The 21,948-nt window shown below is 35.8% G+C and carries 22 protein-coding genes and 6 tRNA genes; 23 read left to right on the plus strand and 5 right to left on the minus strand.

Annotated elements, in window-relative coordinates; translation table 11 throughout:
• Positions 1-38 precede the first annotated feature (38 nt).
• The 9 genes from M948_RS34660 (at position 39) to M948_RS34700 (ending at position 9,832) form a co-directional block, all read left to right on the plus strand.
• The gene (locus M948_RS34660) at positions 39-668 is read left to right on the plus strand and encodes a helix-turn-helix transcriptional regulator (RefSeq protein ID WP_021291090.1); all 630 of its coding nucleotides are present in this window, start codon (positions 39-41) and stop codon (positions 666-668) included.
• Positions 669-693: 25 nt separating this feature from the next.
• Entirely contained in the window at positions 694-1,494 is an 801-nt protein-coding gene (locus M948_RS34665; RefSeq protein WP_021291091.1) for a pyruvate, water dikinase regulatory protein, read from the plus strand.
• Between the two features lie 457 nt (positions 1,495-1,951).
• Positions 1,952-3,772 (plus strand): DNA primase, encoded by a 1,821-nt coding sequence (gene dnaG / locus M948_RS34670; protein WP_021291092.1) that lies wholly within the window; start codon positions 1,952-1,954, stop codon positions 3,770-3,772.
• 31 nt (positions 3,773-3,803) lie between these two features.
• On the plus strand, positions 3,804-4,925 hold the full coding sequence (rpoD, locus tag M948_RS34675) for an RNA polymerase sigma factor RpoD (RefSeq protein WP_021291093.1): 1,122 nt from the start codon (positions 3,804-3,806) through the stop codon (positions 4,923-4,925).
• Positions 4,926-5,286: 361 nt separating this feature from the next.
• Positions 5,287-5,661 (plus strand): cytochrome c550, encoded by a 375-nt coding sequence (cccA, locus tag M948_RS34680; protein ID WP_021291094.1) that lies wholly within the window; start codon positions 5,287-5,289, stop codon positions 5,659-5,661.
• A gap of 105 nt (positions 5,662-5,766) precedes the next feature.
• Positions 5,767-6,492, plus strand: coding sequence for a tRNA (adenine(22)-N(1))-methyltransferase (locus M948_RS34685; protein ID WP_021291095.1), 726 nt, complete (start codon positions 5,767-5,769; stop codon positions 6,490-6,492).
• A complete protein-coding gene (locus M948_RS34690; RefSeq protein WP_021291096.1) occupies positions 6,464-7,582 on the plus strand; it encodes a Nif3-like dinuclear metal center hexameric protein in 1,119 nt (372 codons plus the stop codon). Before M948_RS34685 ends, M948_RS34690 begins: the two co-directional genes overlap by 29 nt.
• Before the next feature lie 19 nt (positions 7,583-7,601).
• The gene (locus M948_RS34695) at positions 7,602-8,906 is read left to right on the plus strand and encodes a DEAD/DEAH box helicase (RefSeq protein ID WP_021291097.1); all 1,305 of its coding nucleotides are present in this window, start codon (positions 7,602-7,604) and stop codon (positions 8,904-8,906) included.
• Between the two features lie 26 nt (positions 8,907-8,932).
• Positions 8,933-9,832, plus strand: coding sequence for a deoxyribonuclease IV (locus M948_RS34700; RefSeq protein ID WP_021291098.1), 900 nt, complete (start codon positions 8,933-8,935; stop codon positions 9,830-9,832).
• A 40-nt stretch (positions 9,833-9,872) separates the two neighbouring features.
• Here M948_RS34700 and M948_RS34705 read toward each other — a convergent pair whose 3' ends face one another.
• Positions 9,873-10,157 (minus strand): DUF2624 domain-containing protein, encoded by a 285-nt coding sequence (locus M948_RS34705; protein WP_021291099.1) that lies wholly within the window; start codon positions 10,155-10,157, stop codon positions 9,873-9,875.
• Between the two features lie 170 nt (positions 10,158-10,327).
• Between M948_RS34705 and M948_RS34710 the strand changes: the two genes are divergently transcribed.
• Positions 10,328-10,702: a hypothetical protein gene (locus M948_RS34710; protein ID WP_021291100.1), complete on the plus strand. Its 375-nt coding sequence runs from the start codon at positions 10,328-10,330 to the stop codon at positions 10,700-10,702.
• Positions 10,703-10,729: 27 nt separating this feature from the next.
• Here M948_RS34710 and M948_RS34715 read toward each other — a convergent pair whose 3' ends face one another.
• On the minus strand, positions 10,730-11,059 hold the full coding sequence (locus M948_RS34715) for a hypothetical protein (protein ID WP_021291101.1): 330 nt from the start codon (positions 11,057-11,059) through the stop codon (positions 10,730-10,732).
• 78 nt (positions 11,060-11,137) lie between these two features.
• Here M948_RS34715 and M948_RS34720 point away from each other — a divergent pair, with 78 nt between their 5' ends.
• The 12 genes from M948_RS34720 to phoU all read left to right on the plus strand — a co-directional run bounded on the left by M948_RS34720 (position 11,138) and on the right by phoU (position 19,894).
• Positions 11,138-11,770: an NfeD family protein gene (locus M948_RS34720; RefSeq protein WP_021291102.1), complete on the plus strand. Its 633-nt coding sequence runs from the start codon at positions 11,138-11,140 to the stop codon at positions 11,768-11,770.
• 219 nt (positions 11,771-11,989) lie between these two features.
• The gene (locus M948_RS34725) at positions 11,990-13,615 is read left to right on the plus strand and encodes a Na/Pi cotransporter family protein (RefSeq protein ID WP_021291103.1); all 1,626 of its coding nucleotides are present in this window, start codon (positions 11,990-11,992) and stop codon (positions 13,613-13,615) included.
• A gap of 460 nt (positions 13,616-14,075) precedes the next feature.
• Positions 14,076-14,150 (plus strand) — tRNA-Asn (locus M948_RS34730).
• Positions 14,151-14,154: 4 nt separating this feature from the next.
• Positions 14,155-14,231: transfer RNA gene (locus tag M948_RS34735), tRNA-Met, on the plus strand.
• A 21-nt stretch (positions 14,232-14,252) separates the two neighbouring features.
• Positions 14,253-14,328: transfer RNA gene (locus M948_RS34740), tRNA-His, on the plus strand.
• 22 nt (positions 14,329-14,350) lie between these two features.
• Positions 14,351-14,427 (plus strand) — tRNA-Ile (locus M948_RS34745).
• Between the two features lie 12 nt (positions 14,428-14,439).
• A tRNA-Ser gene (locus M948_RS34750) sits at positions 14,440-14,532 on the plus strand.
• A gap of 50 nt (positions 14,533-14,582) precedes the next feature.
• Positions 14,583-14,658 (plus strand) — tRNA-Phe (locus M948_RS34755).
• 157 nt (positions 14,659-14,815) lie between these two features.
• Positions 14,816-15,427 (plus strand): superoxide dismutase, encoded by a 612-nt coding sequence (locus tag M948_RS34760; RefSeq protein ID WP_021291104.1) that lies wholly within the window; start codon positions 14,816-14,818, stop codon positions 15,425-15,427.
• A gap of 128 nt (positions 15,428-15,555) precedes the next feature.
• Entirely contained in the window at positions 15,556-16,827 is a 1,272-nt protein-coding gene (locus M948_RS34765; protein WP_021291105.1) for an MFS transporter, read from the plus strand.
• Between the two features lie 86 nt (positions 16,828-16,913).
• Complete coding sequence (locus tag M948_RS34770; RefSeq protein WP_021291106.1) at positions 16,914-18,998, plus strand: peptidoglycan D,D-transpeptidase FtsI family protein; 2,085 nt, start codon at positions 16,914-16,916, stop codon at positions 18,996-18,998.
• Between the two features lie 239 nt (positions 18,999-19,237).
• A complete protein-coding gene (gene phoU / locus M948_RS34775) occupies positions 19,238-19,894 on the plus strand; it encodes a phosphate signaling complex protein PhoU (protein WP_021291107.1) in 657 nt (218 codons plus the stop codon).
• 37 nt (positions 19,895-19,931) lie between these two features.
• Here the strand turns inward: phoU and M948_RS34780 are convergent, their stop codons facing one another.
• Together M948_RS34780 and M948_RS34785 are read right to left on the minus strand one after the other, a co-directional pair.
• The gene (locus tag M948_RS34780) at positions 19,932-20,465 is read right to left on the minus strand and encodes a hypothetical protein (protein WP_021291108.1); all 534 of its coding nucleotides are present in this window, start codon (positions 20,463-20,465) and stop codon (positions 19,932-19,934) included.
• 22 nt (positions 20,466-20,487) lie between these two features.
• Complete coding sequence (locus M948_RS34785) at positions 20,488-20,703, minus strand: hypothetical protein (RefSeq protein WP_021291109.1); 216 nt, start codon at positions 20,701-20,703, stop codon at positions 20,488-20,490.
• Between the two features lie 193 nt (positions 20,704-20,896).
• Between M948_RS34785 and M948_RS42850 the strand changes: the two genes are divergently transcribed.
• Positions 20,897-21,073 (plus strand): YjzC family protein, encoded by a 177-nt coding sequence (locus M948_RS42850; protein ID WP_021291110.1) that lies wholly within the window; start codon positions 20,897-20,899, stop codon positions 21,071-21,073.
• 75 nt (positions 21,074-21,148) lie between these two features.
• On the opposite strand, the gene M948_RS34790 is transcribed toward M948_RS42850, so the two are convergent.
• Positions 21,149-21,838: a hypothetical protein gene (locus tag M948_RS34790; protein ID WP_021291111.1), complete on the minus strand. Its 690-nt coding sequence runs from the start codon at positions 21,836-21,838 to the stop codon at positions 21,149-21,151.
• Between the last annotated feature and the right edge of the window lie 110 nt (positions 21,839-21,948).

The following is a 21,948-nucleotide window of genomic DNA, read 5'->3' on the forward strand; positions in this document are numbered from 1 at the left end:
AACAGTTGATGTCACATCGTTTGTAGGTGGTGAAAGAGATGGAGTTATCAAATAGACAGGAAGAAATACTTCAAATAGTTAAAGAAAACGGACCAATTACTGGTGAAAATATTGCTGAACGGCTAAGCTTAACTCGTGCTACATTACGTCCTGATTTAGCCATTTTGACGATGGCGGGATTTCTGGATGCCCGCCCTCGTGTAGGCTATTTTTTCACAGGTAAAACAGGAACAGAATTACTTACAGAGCAAATTAAAAAGTTTAAAGTATATGAATATCAACATGTGCCAATTGTAGTAAAGGAAAGTGTATCGGTGTATGATGCTATATCAACAATGTTTTTGGAAGATGTGGGGACCCTGTTTGTGGTCGATGATTATGCTTGTTTAACAGGTGTTTTATCTAGAAAAGACTTACTACGTGCAAGTATTGGACAACAAGATTTAAGTACAGTCCCTGTACATATTATTATGACAAGGATGCCGAATATAACAGTTTGTAGAAAAGAGGATTTATTAGTTGATGTGGCTAAGAATTTAATTGATAAGCAAATTGATGGGATTCCAGTCATTAAAGATTCAGACCAAGGGTTAGAAGTAGTTGGCAGAATAACGAAAACGACAATTACCAAGGCATTTGTGGAATTAATTTTGGATAAAGATTTGTAATCAATTGATAGGAAGGGGTAGATTCATGTTTACGCAACCTGTCTATGTATTATCTGATTCAGTAGGGGAAACTGCTGAGTTAGTTATTAAAGCAGGCTTGAGTCAATTTAATGATGGAACCTATAAGATACAGCGCATTCCATATGTCGAAGATAAAGAAACGATTGATGATGCACTACAGCTTGCTAATGAAAACAACGGTCTAATTGGCTTTACACTTGTCGATCCAAGTCTTCGAAACTATGTAAATGAACGTGCAAAACAATTGAATATGGAAGCAATTGACATTATGGGACCAATGTTAAAAGCAATGGAACGTGTGTTTAATCGATCTCCGAGAATGGAAGCAGGGTTGGTTCATAAACTGGACGAAGATTATTTTAAACGTGTAGAAGCAATCGAATTTGCTGTGAAATACGACGACGGGCGGGATTCAAGAGGAATTTCCAGAGCTGATATTGTTTTAATTGGAGTTTCAAGAACTTCGAAAACACCCTTATCTCAATATTTAGCACATAAGCGTTTAAAAGTTGCAAATGTGCCCATTGTGCCAGAAGTGGATCCTCCTGAAGAATTATTTGACGTTGACCCAAGCAAATGCATTGGATTACGAATAAGCCCAGCAAAACTAAATGAAATTCGTAAAGAAAGGTTAAAAGCGTTGGGATTAGGTGATCAAGCGACATATGCTAACATGGAAAGAATCTATAAAGAGCTTGATTATTTTGATGCTATAGTTAAAAAAATAGGCTGTCATGTAATTGATGTTTCAAATAAAGCAGTAGAGGAAACAGCAAATAGTATCCGACAAATCATTAAAAAATAGTAGTTTTTAAGAGATAACTTCATAAAAAACATTCTATATCTAGTGTGTAGAATGTTTTTTCATGGTTAGGAATCAACACTGCTGGCAATAATATAAAACTAGAAACGATTTAATAGCTTTTTATAAAAAAGTATATTATAATGAGTCTTTGTGTAATGATATAACATACGTATCGTTTATAATGTATGTTTATGTAAAGAAACCTTATCTTTGAAGAAGGATTTTGTAAGACTTATGTAGAAGTATGTATTGGAAAGACAGATAACAATTAGCGTCTACAAGTCGTTTCTTATTGGAAGCTAGTTTTCAAAGTTTAGGAGAGCTAGTGATATGAGTGTCCTTCACTGATGATGTTTACACATGAAGAAGGAATTTTTTTCGGCTTTTTTAAAAAATATTGTCGAAAAATGAAGGATTTTTTTAATGAAAGACGAATATTAATTAGCATGGTGATTTTATGTCCAATCAAATTCCTGAAGAAGTGATCGAAGAAATTCGTAAAGCTAATGATATTGTAGACATTATTGGGGATTATATTCAGTTAAAAAAACAAGGAAGAAATTATTTTGGTCTTTGTCCTTTTCATGGAGAGAAAACACCATCATTTTCAGTGACCCAAGAAAAGCAAATATTTCATTGTTTTGGCTGTGGCAAGGGTGGAAATGTAGTTACATTTCTGATGGAAATGGAGAATTATTCATTTTTTGAAGCACTGCAGCATCTTGCGGATAGAAGTGGAATCCAACTACCTGAGACAAATTCAAAAACGACTGAAAGTTCATTGTCTCAAGAGAATCAGGATATATTGTCCGCGCATGAATGGTTAGCAAAGCTTTATCATCATCTTCTCCGTTATACAAAGGATGGAAAAGAAGGATATGGTTATTTACAAGACCGGGGTGTAAAGGATGAATCAATCGATGCGTTTCAACTCGGTTTTGCTCCTAATGTAAAGGACTTTACCGCTGAATTCTTAAAGAAAAAAGGATTTCATCAGCAATTATTAGTAAAAGCTGGTTTGATCAATTTACGGGAAGACGGTCAAATTAGTGATAGGTTCAGAGGAAGAATTATATTTCCTATTCGAAACCATTTGGGTAAGACTGTTGCCTTCGGTGGCCGAGCTACTATCGGGGATAGTAAGCCAAAGTATATTAATAGTCCAGAAAGTGAGTTGTTCCATAAAGGAAAACTTCTTTATAATTTTGATCTAGCCAAAAAGCACATCCGTAAGAAAAATGAAGCTATTCTTTTTGAAGGGCAAATGGATATTATCGCTGCTTATCAAGCGGGTATTCGAAATGTTATTGCAACATTAGGTACTGCATTAACTGAATATCAGGCGAAACTTCTCAAGCGTTATGTTAATACCGTAATTCTGTGTTATGACGGAGATCGAGCTGGCTTAGATGCTGCATATAAAGCAGCTGTTTTATTAAGACAATCTGGCTGTGAAGTAAAAATAGCACATCTGGAAAATAACATAGATCCTGACAGTTTTATTCAGACTTATGGAGGAGATGCATTTGAGAAGGAAGTAATAAAAGCAAGTGATACATTTATGAGTTTCTATATGCGATTTTTGAAGAAAGATTTTAATTTAAATCATGAAGGAGATCGCATAAACTATATAGAAAAAGTATTAAAGCAACTCGCAATGATTGATAGTCCCATTGAACGGGAATATTATGTGAAAGAATTAAGTAAAGAATATGGTATATCCATTGATACGTTAACAAATGAAATTTCAGGTTATCGCGAAAAGTTTGGCACAAATAAGGATAATCACCAAAAGAACAGATATACTAGTAATACGGTATGGAATGTTCGGAAATCGAAGTTGCTCCCAGCTTTTCAAAATGCAGAGAGACAATTAATTTCCTATATGCTCCAAAACGTGAGAATCACTGAAAAAATTCAAGACGAAATTGGAGCAGGATTTAATATAGATTCCCATAAAATCATTGCAACTCATTTATACGCATTTTACGAAGAAGGAAATGAAGCAGATGTCAGTTTATTTCTAGAAAGGATTACTGATTCGGAATTACAGCAACAAATTACGGAAATAGCTATGTTACCAGTACAAGAGGATATCAGTGATCAGGAATTGAATGACTATATTCGAATTATCCGGACTAAAAATAGTGATATGGATACAATTAAATCGTTGAAAGATCAGCAAAAAATGGCTGAACAACAACAGGACCCAATAAAAGCAGCGCAAATAGCAATGCAAATTATTGAAATAAATAAGCAACTAAAACATCCGAAATGATTTTTTATGCAGTATGGAAGGAGGGGGACTCATGGCCGATAACAAGCCTTCACAAACAAAAGAAAATGAATCTGAACTAACCTTAGAACAAGCCAAAGACCAGTTATTAGAAATGGGTAAAAAACGAGGTGTTTTGGCATATGAAGAAATAGCAGATCGTTTGTCTAATTTTACGCTTGAATCAGACCAAATGGACGAATTTTATGAGTACCTAGCAGATCAAGGTGTTGAAGTAATAGGAGAATCCGAAGAGGATCCTAGTATGCAACAAATTGCAAAAGAGGAAGAATTTAACCTGAATGACCTTAGCGTACCATTGGGAATCAAGATAAATGACCCAGTACGTATGTATTTAAAAGAAATTGGCCGGGTTGATTTATTATCTGCTGCTGAAGAGATCGATTTAGCAACACGAATCGAAAAAGGTGATGAAGAAGCGAAACGCCGCCTTTCTGAAGCAAACTTACGTTTAGTTGTGAGTATTGCAAAGCGGTATGTGGGCAGAGGTATGTTATTCCTAGATCTTATCCAAGAAGGAAATATGGGATTAATTAAAGCAGTAGAAAAGTTTGATTACCGAAAAGGATTCAAGTTTAGTACCTATGCAACTTGGTGGATAAGACAGGCAATTACAAGAGCGATAGCTGACCAAGCAAGAACAATAAGAATTCCCGTACACATGGTAGAAACGATTAATAAATTAATTCGTGTTCAAAGACAATTGCTGCAAGACTTAGGTAGAGAACCTACTCCAGAAGAAATTGGAGAAGAAATGGAACTAGCGCCAGATAAAGTTCGTGACATACTCAAAATTGCACAAGAACCAGTATCTCTAGAAACTCCAATCGGAGAAGAAGATGACTCTCACTTAGGTGATTTTATTGAAGACCAAGAAGCGGTCTCTCCATCTGATCATGCGGCTTATGAATTACTAAAAGAACAATTAGAAGATGTTCTTGATACGTTAACAGATCGTGAAGAAAATGTACTACGCTTGCGATTTGGTCTAGATGACGGTCGTACTAGAACATTAGAAGAAGTTGGTAAAGTGTTCGGTGTAACAAGAGAAAGAATCCGTCAAATAGAAGCGAAGGCACTTCGCAAACTAAGACATCCGAGTAGAAGCAAACGTTTGAAAGATTTTCTTGATTAATTCATGTCATTGGACAATGCTCGTCATTGTCCAATGATTTTCCTTTTAATAATAATCATCCTAATTTATTTTTGTTAACGTTTTCAATTTCTTGTTTTCATTTTACGCAATTTCAGACTATTTTGCAACTTGTATTTTAATGCTGATCATATATGTATGGATTATGATCAAGACGGCAAGGCTTCCTTAATATATCGTATTATTTATAAGTTGCTATTTTTCGTCTATTATGTCTATAGATTTAAATAGTTTTAATAAATTTTCATGTGTAAACACTTTAAAGAAAGCAGTTTTTCAAGTAAAATAAATATAGTCTTTTACAGTTAATAACGAAATGGGGATTACATAAGGAGGAAACGTAATGAAAAGAAACCCTGTTATCCCATATGCAATCATTGCTTTAGTAGGGATACTTGGCGTAATTATTCTATCATTTGTAGGATTAGATCAACGTAATGACATGCAACAAGCGGAAGAAGGTGGCGGTGAACAAGCCGAGTCTCAAGAAGGTGAGACAACCGATGATCCGGCAGCAATATTTGAATCGAATTGTGCAAGCTGCCATGGGGCAGATCTATCTGGAGGTATGGGACCAGATTTGACACAAGTTGGTAGTAGATTGTCTCAAGAAGAGATTCAAGATGTAATTATTAATGGTAAAGGACAAATGCCTGCTGGTATGGCCAATGAAGCCGAGGCTGAAGTATTGGCTAAATGGCTGGCAGAGAAAAAGTAATTAAACGTGATGAAATAGGTGAAAAGCGAAGCTTTCTGCTAATAAACAGAAAGCTTTTCTTTATATAAGAACATAACGAATAAATAGAGAAATGTGGAGGAAATAATGGCAGATGTAAAGCTTTCAAAACGATTAAAACGAGTAGCCTCTTTCTTACCTAAAGGGGCTGTATTTGCTGACATTGGTTCGGATCATGCGTATTTACCTTGCTATGTTTGTAAAAATGATCAAACAGCGAAGGCAATAGCAGGTGAGGTTAATGAAGGTCCATATAGGAGTGCGGTAGAAACGGTAAAGAGTCACAATCTTGAAGATCAGATTGATGTTCGATTAGGAAATGGTCTTCATGTATTATATCATCAAGAAGCTAGACAAGTGGTTATTGCTGGTATGGGTGGTTCATTAATCAAGAGTATATTGAATGAAGGAAAGGATAAATTGGAAATTACCGACCAAATTATTGCTCAACCAAATGTCGATGCTCGTGCAGTTCGTATATGGTTAATTACCAATGGATATACAATTACAGATGAAGATTTAGTTGAAGAAAATGGACATTTTTATGAAATTATCAAATCAGAATGGAATGCCAATCCTTCTACACCTGCAACATTGGATGAACAACAATTATTATTCGGACCAATTCTCCTTCTCAAGAAACCTTATGCGTTTTATAAAAAATGGAAGGCCGAAGCAAAAAAATTAGAGCGTGTTATTCAGCAAATGAAACAAGCAAAGCAATCGGATCAATTAAAGATAAATCAATTCTTACAAGAGAAAAAATGGATTGCGGAGGTTACAAATGAAACAAATTCAATTGACAAATCGTGATATTTTTAAAGTAATGGAGGCACTTGCCCCTACCTATCTTGCCTATGATTGGGATAATGTTGGGTTACAAGTTGGAGCTTACAATAAACCTGTTAGCAAAATTATGATTACATTGGATGTTTTAGAAAATGTCGTTGACGAAGCAATTGAAAAACATGTTGATTTAATTATTGCTCACCATCCATTACTATTCAAACCATTGCGGCAGTTAAATATGGATACACCTTCAGGCAAAATCATGCAAAAATTAGTGAACCATGGTATAACTGTATATGCATCCCATACAAATTTAGACGCAGCAATTGGAGGGGTAAATGATCAACTCGCTGATGCCATTGGTTTAACGTCTAGTCGTGTATTAGTAGATGAACAATCGAAGAGCCTAGTTAAATTGGCTGTTTATGTACCAATATCCCATATCGATCAAGTCAGAGAAGCGATAAGCAAGGCGGGAGCTGGGCATATTGGCAATTATAGTCATTGTACGTTTCACAGTCATGGTCAAGGTACTTTTAAACCGCTCGAAGGTACAAATCCTTTTATCGGAAATACGAATCAACTTGAAAAAGTAGAAGAGGCTAAATTAGAGACGATTGTAGAAGAGCATAAATTATCTTCTGTGCTTGAGCAAATGATAGATGCACATCCATATGAAGAGGCGGCTTATGATATATACCCATTAGGAAATAAAGGAGAGGCTATGGGACTTGGACGTGTTGGTCATCTCGAAGAAAAGATGGTGTTAAGGGATTTTGTAGAAAAAGTGAAATCCGCGTTTCAAATGGAAAATGTTCGCGTAACTGGAAATTTAGATAAAAAGGTAAAAACAATTGCTATTCTTGGTGGAAGTGGCGAAAAATATATTCATCAGGCTAAATTAAAAGGAGCAGATGTTTATATAACTGGGGATATGACGTTTCATATAGCACAAGATGCATGGCAAATCGGATTGGCAGTTATTGATTCGGGTCATTATGCAGAAAAAATAATGAAAGATGCTGTTAAAAATTATTTGAATGACAGGTTTAAAGATATGGGGATTGAAGTAATAACTTCAACAACGAATACAGATCCATTTCAGTTTATGTAAGTAGAAAAGGAGTACGAAAATGAATAAAGATGATTTTAAGGAATTTAAACTTCAACCAATAATGGAATCAGTTATTGAAAAGTTGGAATTCCAAACACCTACTGAAGTGCAAAGAAAGGTTATTCCAGCAATATTAGAAGGAAAGAGTGTAATTGGTCAATCGCGAACAGGTTCTGGGAAAACACATGCTTTTTTACTTCCATTAATGAATCAGATTAGCGATGACAAAAGTGAGGTGCAATTGGTTATAACAGCGCCCACAAGGGAGTTAGCCACACAGTTATTTGATGAGGTCAAAAAGATAATTACGTATGCCGAAAAGCAATGGAAGGCTAAGTTGCTAATTGGTGGTACAGATAAGCAAAAGATGATGGAAAAATTAAAAGAACCGCCTCATATTATTGTTGGCACCCCTGGGCGAATTCTTGATATGGTAAAAGAAGAAGCTCTTTCCATTTACTCTGCTAACTCATTTGTTATCGATGAAGCAGATTTGATGCTTGATTTAGGATTTATCAATGAAGTCGACCAATTATTAGTGCGCTCTCATCCATCTGTTCAATTACTTGTTTTTTCAGCTACCATTCCACAGCGATTACAGCATTTTTTCAAAAAGTATTTAGAACATCCGGTATATGTAAAAATAGAGGATCATTTCTCGCCTGAAACAATGGAACATCGATTAATTGCTTTAAAACATCGGGACGAGGCTTCGATTATATATGAAATATCGAAAGCCATAAATCCTTACTTGGCCATTATCTTTACCAATGGCAAAGAGCAGGCAAACGAATTATCCGCTGTGCTACAGGAAAAAGGTATACCTAATGGTCTTATCCATGGTGGCTTGTCCCCGCGCGAAAGGAAACGTATGTTAAAGGAGATTCAAAATCTCCGTTATCAATATATTGTTGCAACCGATTTGGCTTCTCGAGGGATAGATATCAAAGGTGTGAGTCATGTTATCAATGCTCAATTGCCTAAAGAAGCAGATTTTTATATTCATCGTGTTGGCAGGACTGCTAGAGCCGGAATGGAAGGTACTGCTATAAGCATATACCGAGAGCAAGATGAATTACTTATTAATAGACTCGAGCAAAAAGGCTTACCTATTATGTATACAGACGTACGTAATGGGACGTGGCATGAAGCGAAGCCTTGGAACCAACGCACTGTCCGAGGAAGAAATGCTACCAATGCTGATAAAGAAGCGTGGAAACGTGTGAAAAAGACAACGAAGGTTAAACCAGGTTATAAGAAAAAAATGAAGAAGCAGCAAGAAGCAATTAAAAAACAATTAAAAAAGAAAAAATATAAAAAATAATTGATATACTGGAGAGGTGATTAGGCATGGTAAAGATCGGATCTCATGTTTCAATGAGTGGTAAAAAAATGCTGCAGGGTTCATCGGAGGAAGCTGCTTCCTATGGTGCAAATACATTCATGATTTATACAGGGGCTCCTCAAAATACACGGAGAAAGCCAATTGAAGAATTAAATATTGAGCGTGGTATAGAACATATGAGGGAAAATGGTATTGGCGATATTGTTGTCCATGCGCCCTATATAATAAATATTGGCAATACAGTTAAACCTGAAACCTTTGAACTTGGGGTTAATTTTTTACGGAATGAAATTGACCGGACAGCTGCAATTGGTGCTAAACAAATCGTGTTGCATCCAGGATCACATGTAGGAGAAGGTGCCGATAAAGGGATTAAGCGAATTATTGAAGGCCTAAATGAAGTACTAGAGAAAGATAAAGATGTACAAATTGCCTTAGAAACAATGGCTGGTAAAGGTTCAGAAATTGGAAGAACATTTGACGAACTGGCAAAAATAATTGATGGCGTAACGCATAACGAAAAATTATCTGTATGCATGGATACGTGTCATATTCATGATGGTGGCTATAATATTGTAAATGATTTTGATGGCGTACTTGATCAATTTGATAAAATAGTTGGAATTGATCGTATTAAAGTGGTTCACGTAAATGATAGCAAAAATGAAATAGGTGCACATAAAGATCGTCATGAAAACATTGGTTTTGGTCACATCGGATTTGAAGCACTTTTATACGTGAGTAATCATCCTCAATTAGAACCGTTGCCAAAAATATTAGAAACTCCATATGTTGGAGAAGATAAAAAAAATAAAAAGGCACCTTACAAATTTGAAATTGACATGATTAAAAAAGGTGATTTCGATTCAGATTTGAAAGAAAAAATCATTCAAGGGGAAAAATAAGTCCAAAAAGAAGGAATAATACGAGTATTTCGTATTATTCCTATTCAAAAAGATGACTTAGTCCATAGGATTGAATGAGTTCATTAAAAAGTTTTTGCGCTTTTTTGGCTGTCTGAATATCAGTGATTTTTGCTAATTCCCTTAACATTTTTTCCCTGCCATTTGCCGAAAAAGGATCCACGTTGTTTTGTTTCACATACATGACAATTTGCTGCGCTTCCCTGGCATCTAATGAAAAACCGTATTGTCCTGCATAGTGTAAAAGCTCATCTGCAGATAATTGTGAGAGCTTTTTTTGAATCATTTCCTTAAGAAAATTGGACATGTATTCACTTACTCCCTTTTTAAGTATTGTAATGTACTATATGCAGCAAAGCAGAAAAAATAATCTTGTCTGAGGTAAACTTTTCCCTTCCATTAACTTACACCATTAAAAATGATGAAATTCCATAAGCTAAAGATGCACCTCAATATAAGAAAAGGGAGGTCTCTTTCATGAATCAATATCCAGGTCGCAATGGAATGAAAGATGTTGAAAAAGCACCGAATCATGGTGAACAAAGAAAAAATCAAGATTTTGTTGGGGTTGAGCCAGATAGTTCCCGTGACGAGGAATTCGCTGCTGAAATGACAGCAGATAATTATGAGCCCGATGTAGCAGGGGACGATGATGTAAATACAACATTTGGCTGGATAGGGATTGCTTTATCCGTTATTTCTTTCTTTATTTGGCCAGTAATATTTGGAGCTGCAGGGATCATTCTTGGCTTTATGTCCCGTAGCCGAGGAGCAGACACATTAGGAAATATAGCGATAGCAGCAGGGGCAATTTCTATATTAATTACCTTGTTTGTATTACCTTTCGTCTAGAAAAGGGGCTGTCATCAGCCCCTTTTTTTATTCATAGGCAGGGAAATAGTAATATTTTCCAACTTCGAGACGGAATGGATCAGTATGGGGATTAACGGTTTGAAAATCCTGGATGATTTTCTCTATATTTAAGTGATTCAACTTTGATTGGTTAATCTCCTCCATTATTGAAAGGACAGTCTCACCCGCTTGGACTTTTTTCGTTATGACATGGTATGATGAGAATATCGGCTGCTCTTTCTGCTGCTTTAATTGCGGGCCATCGTTTGTTATTGAAATATTAGAAATATCTTTATAAATAATGGATAACATCAGTATAATAAGTAACCATATAGCTAATTTCTTCAATATATACATAAGATCTACTCCTTATAATGAAACAATTCTCCGTTGTAAAACGTATATATTAGGGAGAAGGTGAGAGGGGGAAATTCTTTGGCGCTTTTAGAAATGGATTGGATAGGGCTTGTTATAACCGGATTTGCAACATTATTTTTAATTGGTGAAGTTTTGGTTAATATGCGTGGATTATTCGCTTTATTAGGTATCGGATTTATTACCGTGTACTTTGGTGCATATGTTGAAACAAGCTCGATTATTATTATGGTTATTATTTATTTTATCGGATTATTACTTATTGTTATCGATGGCAAACTATTAAATGATGGTACTTTAGCTACGATAGGTTTAGCCAGCATGTTAACAGCTGTAGCACTACCTGCACCGAATTTAGCAGCTGGTTTGTATGCTGTCTTAGGTGTATTAGTTGGGACTGGTGCTTCCTTCTTATTCTTAAAAGTATTTAAACGTAGAGACATGTGGAATAAAATTACCCTAAAAGATCAATTAACAAAGGAAGCAGGATATAATTCATTAAATAGCACATATGAAGCATTAGTTAATCAAGAAGGTGTTACGTTAACAGATTTACGCCCTGTTGGGACAATTCGCATAGCCGAAAAAGATTATAGCGCGGTTTCGAATGGGCAGTGGCTTCCCAAAAACACAACAATTAGAGTCGTTCAAGTTGATGGAACAAAAATCCTTGTTGAACCAAAAAATAGCTAATGCTTTCATGTGTAAAGATAATCGAAGTGAATTCGATTATCTTTTTGTTTGTTCTTTATCCTATCTGGAATGATTAAAATCAGCTCGTACATAATAAGTGTGACTCGAATGTAAATTTAATGTTAAATATACTCGATAAACCTTTACAAAAAGTTTATGTATACTTAATATTGATATGGTGCGACATGATTCAACATGAATGAAGGGTAGGTATATATTTTGGAAATTGATGTGCAAACACTGATATTTGAATTTATAGGTGGACTAGGGATCTTTCTTCTAGGTATTAAATATATGGGTGAAGGTCTACAAAAGTCAGCCGGAGATCGTCTTAGAAATATCTTAGATCGATTTACGAGCAACCCATTTATGGGAGTACTTGCTGGGATTATTGTAACGATATTGATTCAAAGTAGTTCCGGGACAACTGTTTTAACCGTTGGACTTGTTAACGCAGGCTTTATGACGTTGAGACAAGCTATCGGTGTCATTATGGGTGCTAACATTGGAACAACGGTTACTGCATTTATTATAGGTATTGATATTGGGGAGTATGCTCTACCAATTATCGCAGTTGGGTGTTTCCTATTATTTTTCTTTAAAAATCAGAAAGTTAGTGCTGTTGGACAAGGTGTATTTGGCTTTGGTGCTTTATTTTTCGGACTTGAATTAATGAGTAGCGGAATGGAGCCATTACGTAGTTTAGAGGCTTTCCATGAACTTACGGTAAGCATGAGTGATAATCCTGTACTAGGTGTTGTTATCGGTACAGTATTTACAGTTATTGTTCAGAGCTCTAGTGCAACAATTGGAATCTTGCAAGGTTTGTTTGCGCAAGGTGCTATTGATCTACAAGCAGCTGTGCCTGTATTATTTGGTGATAATATTGGTACTACCATTACTGCTGTTTTAGCATCAATTGGTGCAACAGTTGCTGCAAAACGAGCAGCATATACGCACGTTATTTTTAACTTAATAGGTGCAACGATCGGGTTGCTATTACTAGGATTATTCTCACAATTTGTTGAATTTTTACAAGGACAGTTTAATTTAAATCCAGAAATGACGATCGCCTTTGCACACGGAAGCTTTAATATTACAAATACAATTATTCAATTTCCATTCATCGGTGCTTTTGCATGGTTAGTAACAAAAATAATCCCAGGCGAAGATACTGTAGTAGAATATAAACCACAACACTTAGATCCGATATTTATCCAGCAATCTTCGTCCCTAGCTTTAGATCAAGCTAAATCTGAAGTTATTCGCATGGGTGAGTATGCGTACAAGGGTCTTGAAGAAACAAATAAATATCTTAATACACAAACATCAAAACATTCGGAGATGGCATTACAGATAGAAGGTGCTTTAAATAGCCTTGATCGAAAAATTACGGATTATTTAGTAGAGCTTTCAGCTGAGTCACTTTCCGAACAAGATAGTGCCAAACATTCAGCATTATTAGATTCGGTTCGAGATATAGAACGAATTGGGGATCATTTTGAGAATATTGTAGAATTAATTGATTATAAAATGTCGAATAAGGTACATTTAACGGACAAAGCTCACGAAGATCTAAATGAAATGTTCGAGTTAACTATTTCAACCGTAAAACAAGCTGTAAAATCACTTCAGGATATGGATAGAGAAGAGGCGCTTGCGGTAATCCAGAAAGAAGATCAAATTGATAAAATGGAACGTAATTTCCGTAAGAAGCATATTATTCGTATGAATGAAGGCAAATGCACGGGATCAGCAGGTATCGTTTTTGTCGATATTATAAGTAATTTAGAACGAATCGGTGACCATGCTGTAAATATTGCTGAAGAAGTATTGGGTGAATAGATAAACAGGCAGAGGATCTTTTATGATCTTATGATCCGGATTTGCCTCCAGGCTGTCGAGACTAATGTCTCGACAGCCTTCTTATTTATGTATAACAAAATCACTGTTTATTTACTTTACGCTGAAGGTATCTTGTATTAAAGATGTCAGACAAATAAGGAAAGCCGATACATAGCTCCACCAGCCGGAACTTCTTATTTGTTGAGAGAAAAGAGGAATGGTATTATTTAGGAATAAATAAGTTAATGAAATATGGAGGTGATTTAAAATAAAAATTTTCTAAATTTAAATTTTGTATTGAAATCCTAAATAGAAGATGCTATAGTAAATATTGTCGTTTTAACAACGGCATTTACATAATATATCGAATGCATGAAATAAAAAAACATTGACAGAAGATGTAGAACATGGTAAATTATATCTTGTCGCTATAATTACTAGATAGTTGATATAACAATATTCCACAGTAGCTCAGTGGTAGAGCTATCGGCTGTTAACCGATCGGTCGTAGGTTCGAATCCTACCTGTGGAGCCATTGTGGCGGTGTAGCTCAGCTGGCGAGAGCGTACGGTTCATACCCGTGAGGTCGGGGGTTCGATCCCCTCCGCCGCCACCATTATTTATAAACTATCGTATGGCGGTCGTGGCGAAGTGGTTAACGCACCGGATTGTGGCTCCGGCATCCGTGGGTTCGATCCCCACCGGTCGCCCCATTTAAAAATGAATAATAGCAAAGGACCCTTAGCTCAGTTGGTCAGAGCTATCGGCTCATAACCGATCGGTCGCAGGTTCGAGTCCTGCAGGGTCCACCATTCATTCTTATCGGAGGTATACCCAAGTCTGGCTGAAGGGAGCGGTCTTGAAAACCGCCAGGGGTGTAACAGCCCGCGGGGGTTCGAATCCCTCTACCTCCTCCATACATAATTACTAGCAAAACAGTGATAATGAAGATTCAAAATTTAGTAAAGGCTCGGTAGCTCAGTCGGTAGAGCAAGGGACTGAAAATCCCTGTGTCGGCGGTTCGATTCCGTCCCGAGCCACCATTTTATAACAAGCAACTGGCTTGTTTTTTTATTTGTCGAATAGTTGGTAATAAATGCATATAATTTGCATCGATAGAGGAGCTTTGATACCCTTGCATTAAAAGGGTGAATATTCAATCCTTTTTAATAAAAAGATTTATTAGAGGAGGAAGGAAAAATGGCAAAATTTGAATTACCTGAACTACCATACGCTTACGATGCACTAGAACCTACAATTGACAAAGAAACCATGAACATTCACCATACAAAGCATCATAATACGTATGTAACGAAATTAAATGGTGCTTTGGAAGGACATGCAGACCTTCAAAATAAATCGTTAGAGGATCTAATAAGTAATTTAGATGCTGTACCAGAAAGTTCACGTACTGCAGTACGTAATAATGGTGGGGGACATGCAAACCACAGCCTTTTCTGGAAAATCTTATCTCCAAATGGTGGCGGTGAACCAACAGGAGAACTTGCTGAGAAAATTGATACTAAATTTGGCAGTTTTGATAAGTTTAAAGAGGAATTCGGAAATGCTGCAACAGGACGGTTCGGTTCTGGTTGGGCATGGCTAGTATTAAATAATGGCGACTTAGAAATTATGAGTACGCCAAATCAAGACTCTCCATTAATGGAAGGAAAAACGCCTATTTTAGGTCTTGATGTTTGGGAACATGCTTACTACCTAAAATATCAAAATAAACGTCCAGACTATGTTTCCGCTTTCTGGAATGTAGTTAATTGGGATCAGGTAGCAAAAAATTATAACGAAGCTAAATAATATATTTCAGTGAGATAAAGGCATGTGAAGGTTTTCTTCACATGCTTTTTTGTGTTTTGTTTGAGCTTCTTTGCATATCCTCCACTCATTTGCTCACACTAATAAGGAACGAAAAAGGAGTATGGATTATGCGAAAAAGTCTTTCATTGAACCAAGCAAAAATGGATATTAATAAAGATCTCATATTTTTACTTGTAATAGGTGGTTTATATTCATTAGGAATATTCTTATCAAATACATTTGTTAATGTTTATTTATGGAAGCAATCGGAAGATTTCACGACGATTGCTGTTTATAATTTAGCTATATATATATTTCAACCGCTAACGTTTATTCTCGCCGGCAAGTTAGCGAAGAGAGTGGATCGGGTTATTGTCTTACGTTTAGGGGTAATTTTTTTATCTCTCTTTTTTTTGAGCGTATTAATTATTGCAGATAAGGCATCTTATTTTAACTTTATGCTAGGGAGCTTATTGGGAATAGGATATGGTTTTTATTGGCTTGCGTTTAATGTGCTTACCTTTGAAATTACAGAACCAGATACAAGAGATTTCTTTAATGGGTTTTTAGGTGTGTTACAATCTTTCGGCGGTATGATAGGTCCATTGTTAGCTGGGACCATCATTGCAAAAATGGAAGCAAATATTGGTTATACTGTTATTTTCACTATCTCATTTATCATGTTTATTTGTGCAGTTATTTGTAGTTTCTTTTTAGCAAGTCGAAAAGCAGAGGGGAGCTTTTATTTCCGTAGCGTGTTAGCCGAACGTTCAAATAATAAAAACTGGAACCGAATACTAAATGCACATATATTTCAGGGTCTAAGGGAAGGAATATTTGCCTTTGTTATCTCCATTTGGGTGTTTTTAATTACAAATAGTGAGTTTTCACTGGGAATGTTCAATTTAGTGTTTTCTGGGATGTCTCTTATTTTTTATTTTATTGGAACCAAGGTTATAAAACCTACCATGCGAAAAAAATCTATTCTAATTGGAAGTTTAATTCTTTATTTTTCCATTGCTATCATTTTATTCGAGATTAGTTATATCCAACTGATCATTTACGCAGTTTGTATTGGACTAGCTTATCCAATCATTACGATTCCGTATGTATCTTTAACTTATGATGTAATTGGAAAGGCTTGGAAAGCGAGGGACCTACGAGTAGAATATATTGTTGTCCGTGAGTTATTTGTAAATCTGGGTAGAATTATCTCGATTACAACATTTCTGATTGTAACTAGTCTCTTTCCAGCTGAACAATCTATTCCATATTTATTAGCGATCTTTGGCGCTGGACATATCATTATTTATCTTATCGTTAAAAATATTTATTTAGGAAGTGAACCAAAAAAAGAAGTACCAATTAAAGAACAATTAGCTGACGAAAAAAATAGGTAAATGGGTGAAATAATCATAAAAAAAATGGTATAATTATTTTTGGATTACATGCTACAGCAAGATCAATTTCTCATGGGGGAGAGGTAATGAGTAATAAGAAAAGAAAGAAAAAGGCGCAACTTCCCTTTCGAATTAACATACTATTCTTTGTGATTTTTCTAATGTTTACTGTATTAATTTTACAACTTGGTGTTGTACAAATTTTAAATGGAGAAGCTTTTCAAGAAGAAATCGATCGAACAGTAAAGGATACTACCAAAATACCTGTACCACGTGGAAAAGTATATGACAGTAAACACAATGTCGTTGTCGATAATAAACCACAATATTCGATTACATATACTCCAGCTAAAGGGACGCAAGCAGAAGATCGCTTGGAAGTAGCTGAAAAACTAGCTGAGTTTATTTCCATGGATAGCGAAGATTATCTAAAAGGTATTACAGAAAGAAATAAAAAAGAATACTGGTATTTGAAGAACAAGGAAGAGGCGGATAGTCGACTATCTGAAGAAGAGGCTGCAGATTTAGACAACGCAGAGCAATACAACACCATCTTAGAACGAATTACGGAAGAAGAAATAGCTAATTTCTCTAAACAACAACTAGAAGTAATAGCAATAAAGAAAGAGCTAGACAAAGCTTACTCGTTAACGCCACAAATTGTTAAGAATGAGGATGTCACTGCTGAAGAGTATGCTCAGGTTTCGGAGCACTTAGGTGTTTTACCTGGCGTGAATGCAACTACTGACTGGAATCGCGATTACCCATTCGGTGAATCCATCAACAGCTTACTTGGTTCAATTACTACACAAGAGCAAGGAATACCTGCTGAAAAAGAACAATATTACTTAACTAGAGGATATAGTCGAAATGACCGTGTAGGGAAAAGTGGACTGGAAGAATATTATGAAGATGTATTGCGTGGTCGAAAAGAACAAATTCAATACACAACTACAAAGTCAGGTAAGGTTGTTGGGACGGAAACAGTAGTAGAGGGTAGTAGAGGCAAGGATCTCGTACTAACAATTGATATGGAATTCCAGCAAGAAGTGGATAAAATTGTAAGGGAAGAGTTGCAAGCAGCGTATAAACAACACCCTTACGAAAACAAATATTTAACGGATGCACTTGCTGTTGTTCTCGATCCTAATACAGGTGAGCTGCTAGCGGTAAGTGGACAAACAAGGGATGGAAACGAATATTCCAATACGGCTTATAAAGCATTATACGATAGCCACCGTCCTGGATCTGTCGTTAAAGGAGCTACAGTGTTAGCTGGATTAGAATCAGGCGTTATTTCACCAGGACAAACCTTTAATGATTCACCCATTAAGATAAAAGGTACACCACCAAAAAGATCGCATACGAGTGCGATTGGCACGGTGGATGATCAAGCTGCATTAAAACGTTCATCGAACGTATATATGTTTTATATTGCCTTAAAAATGGGTGGAGAGAATCGCTATCCTTTCCCTAATAATGGTAAAGCTTCATTTAATACTGCGGCGTGGCAAGAAATGCGTAATTATTTCCAACAATTTGGCTTAGGGGTTAAAACAGGAATTGATTTTCCTTATGAGGCAATCGGTTATGAAGGTGAATCTATGAATCGTGCCGGGCTTTTAATGGACTTTGCAATTGGCCAGTATGATACGTATACGACCATGCAATTAGCTCAGTACGTTTCGACAATTGCAAATGACGGATACAGAGTCCGTCCTCATTTCTTAAAAGAGATTCGTAACCCAGGAAAATCAGACGAACAATTAGGTAACGTCTATCGAAGTGAAAACACAGAAGTATTAAATCGTGTACAAATGGATCAATCTTATCTCGAACGCGTTCAAGAAGGTTTTCGCCAAGTTTTCCAAGAACAGGGCGGAACTGGATTTAGATATTACGCTAGTAAGGACTATAACCCAGCTGGTAAAACCGGAACAGCTGAGAATGCAATATATGAAAATGGCAAAGAAGTTGCGGAAACAGAGAACTTGTCATTAATTGGGTATGCACCTTATGAAGAACCGGAGATTGCATTCGCGGTTATTGCGCCAAATACTGGTTTGGGTAATACGTACAAAATTAACCATCAGATTAGTTCAAGAATTATGGATGCATATTTCGATATAAAAGAAGAACGTGATGAAGAAAAAGAAAAACAAAACGATTAAAAAATAGAGAAGCCGTTGAGTATACCTCAACGGCTTTTTATGATGAATTGGTTGGTATCGTTCATGCTATGTTTCCACCTATGTTTCCACGAACAGACTTTTCTGTTTTTTGAAGCGATTCTCCGAAAAAGCTTGTATAATGTTTGAATAAAATTTACAAAAACTTAACATGCGGCCAATCATTAATTTATAGTACTCTGTTATTCTAATATTAAAAGTAAAGGATTGGAGGGGGACATATGCAAACAAGAGAACAGTTTCACCAAGAATTGCAGGGAATTAATCAAGCAATTATAGATCTTGCTAATCAAGCAGAACATGCGTTAAATCAATCAGTAGAAGCATTATACAACCAAGATATCAAGTTAGCTGAGCAAATAATTGAAGACGATAAATGGGTTGATAAAAAAGAATTAGAGATTAACGATCAAACAATCCTTTTAATTGCGAAACAACAGCCTGTGGCTACAGATTTAAGACGTTTAATTATTGCCTTAAAGATTGCAACAGATTTAGAAAGAATGGCCGATAATGCAAAAAATATTGCTAGGTCAACCATACATCTCGGAGTAAATGAGATAAGAATTATTCCAGATAGGATTAATGTCATGCGTGAATCAATTGTAAAGATGCTTCATACTGCTATAGAGGCTTTTACAAAAGAGGATATTATGCTTGCAGGTCAATTAGCAGAAATGGATGATTTAGTGGATCGACAAAATAAGCTAATGATTAGCGAATTATTAGGGGAAACTGCCACAAATTCTGATATGATTCAATACATTATGCAAGTTTCATTCTGTGCAAGGTATTTAGAAAGATTTGCTGATCATATAACCAATATTGGGGAAAATATTTTATATTTAGTTAAAGGTCAAAATTTTAATCTAAATTAAAAAAGCTAAAAAGCAGTATATACTGCTTTTTAGCTTTTTATCTAGTAATGGCTTCGGCGATTTCATACAAACTCATGTCACTGTTTACCTCGAACTCCCCTAATTGTACCCGTAAACTATAATCGTTCTCTTCCATGTAATCATTAAATTCACTTGAATCATCGATGATTTCATTTTCTTCTAGTGAAGAGCTTATATCAGAGGAAGCCATTCCTTCTTCAATATGTAATGTATAAGTCTTGGGCTTGTCTTCTTCTGCTTGATCCTTCTCTTTATCATTAGCACTGTCCTCGTCTTCTTTCTCTTGATCAGTGGAACTGTTGTCAGATTCAGCGTTCTTATTGTTTTCTTTAGATTCTTCCGACTGGGCTGATGATTCATTAACGGATGCAGCGATGTATTCGGAATTAGACAAGACATGGTATCCTTTTTCTTCGATAATGGAAACCAATTCATCATTAGTTAAATTGTCAACGGTATTTACAGAACCGCTAAAGAAAAAGTATGTCCCAAGCATGATCACACCAGCTGTAAGAAGGCCGATTCCAAACATACGTATAGGTTGTTTCATTTGATTTTCTCCCTCTATCCAACTATTTATTTTCTACTCGCTCGTCAGTAAAATCTTCTGTAAGCAATTCTTCTTCCAAGATCTTTATCTTTTTTTTCATTTGATATGTATCTTGCATTGTTGTAATTGAAAACTGTTCTAGCTGACTTTCAACCTCTTCAATTCGGTCATTCATGAAAAAGGATATAGCAAGTAAAACAATTCCCATGACAATAATGGAAATAATTGCATATATCATGTGACTACCTCCTTCGTATTCAATAATAGTTATAACATAAAACAAGGTATAAAAGCCATGGTCAAAGATAAAATTTTGGCGAAATTAATCGAATAGTCCCAAGTTATTTTTGATTTTCTTATCACCGATAGTATATTTGGGATAATTCCGTAAAGAATATGTTTTGTATAGCGACTTAGTGGAGGTGTTTTAAATGGGCGAATATAGCCACTTTCGCGTTGGACAAAAGGCGCCAAATAATGGTGTCTATATCGAAATTGGTGAGACAGGTAGTAGTGTGAATGAGCCGAAAATGGTAAAACTAAAAGCTGGTGAAAAATTTCCTCAAACTTCGAATCACAATCGTGTCTGGACCTATGATAAAAATTAACGGATACACATAAAGTGGATCATACGAAAATTACCCCCCTGACTTGTAGAGCAGGGGGGTAATTTATGATTGGATTTATTCTGTTTTATTTAATAGTTCTAATAATTGATCGGATGCCTTTTGATAAGCACCATCCATAATATTACTTTTAATGCTTTCAATTAAGTCTACTGCACCAGGTTCGGTTGCTGTTAAGATCTTTACATCACCATTAAAAAGTGTATTCATTTTTTGTTTGGCTTGTTCAAGGTTGTCACCTGAATTACCGCTTGTGTTGTTTTCAACGTCTTTCGTTTCACCCTTGGAAGACAAACCATCCGTTCCACTTAAGACATCCTTTTGCATATTGTCATATTGATGGCTTGTAGTAGCTTCTTCATCTCTAGCCAATACGACGGAATCGTCAACAACGAATACTTTTACTCCAGTAATTCCTTCGCTTTCTAATATAGATTCAAAAAAGGAAGAAACGCCACCCTCGTGAATCCCTGAACTTCCGATGGAACTGTAAAGATTCTGTCCCATTCCACTGTAGGTTGTCCCTTTTTTATTTGTTGTTCTCGTTTTATCGCTTGTTTCACTAGGGATAATATTTGGATCGTTTACATTATCATTGTTTGCATGGTCTGAAACATTAGCCATATTCATATCATTCGTGTTATCAGTATCACCGATGGCACCATCATTATTATCTGTACATGCAGTTAATAATGCTGCAGTTATTAAAAAGAGAAACAACATCATTCTGTTACATTTTCTTTTCATAGACCTATCCTCCATATATAAGATTTATGAATATTATGTCCCGATTTTTTTTATGTATGAGTGGTTATTTTTGGTGACATAATAAGATTACTAATTAAGGAGGTGAGTCT

The organism is Virgibacillus sp. CM-4, from assembly GCF_000445495.1.
In the GTDB taxonomy this organism is placed as follows: Bacteria; Bacillota; Bacilli; order Bacillales; family Amphibacillaceae; genus Virgibacillus; species Virgibacillus salexigens.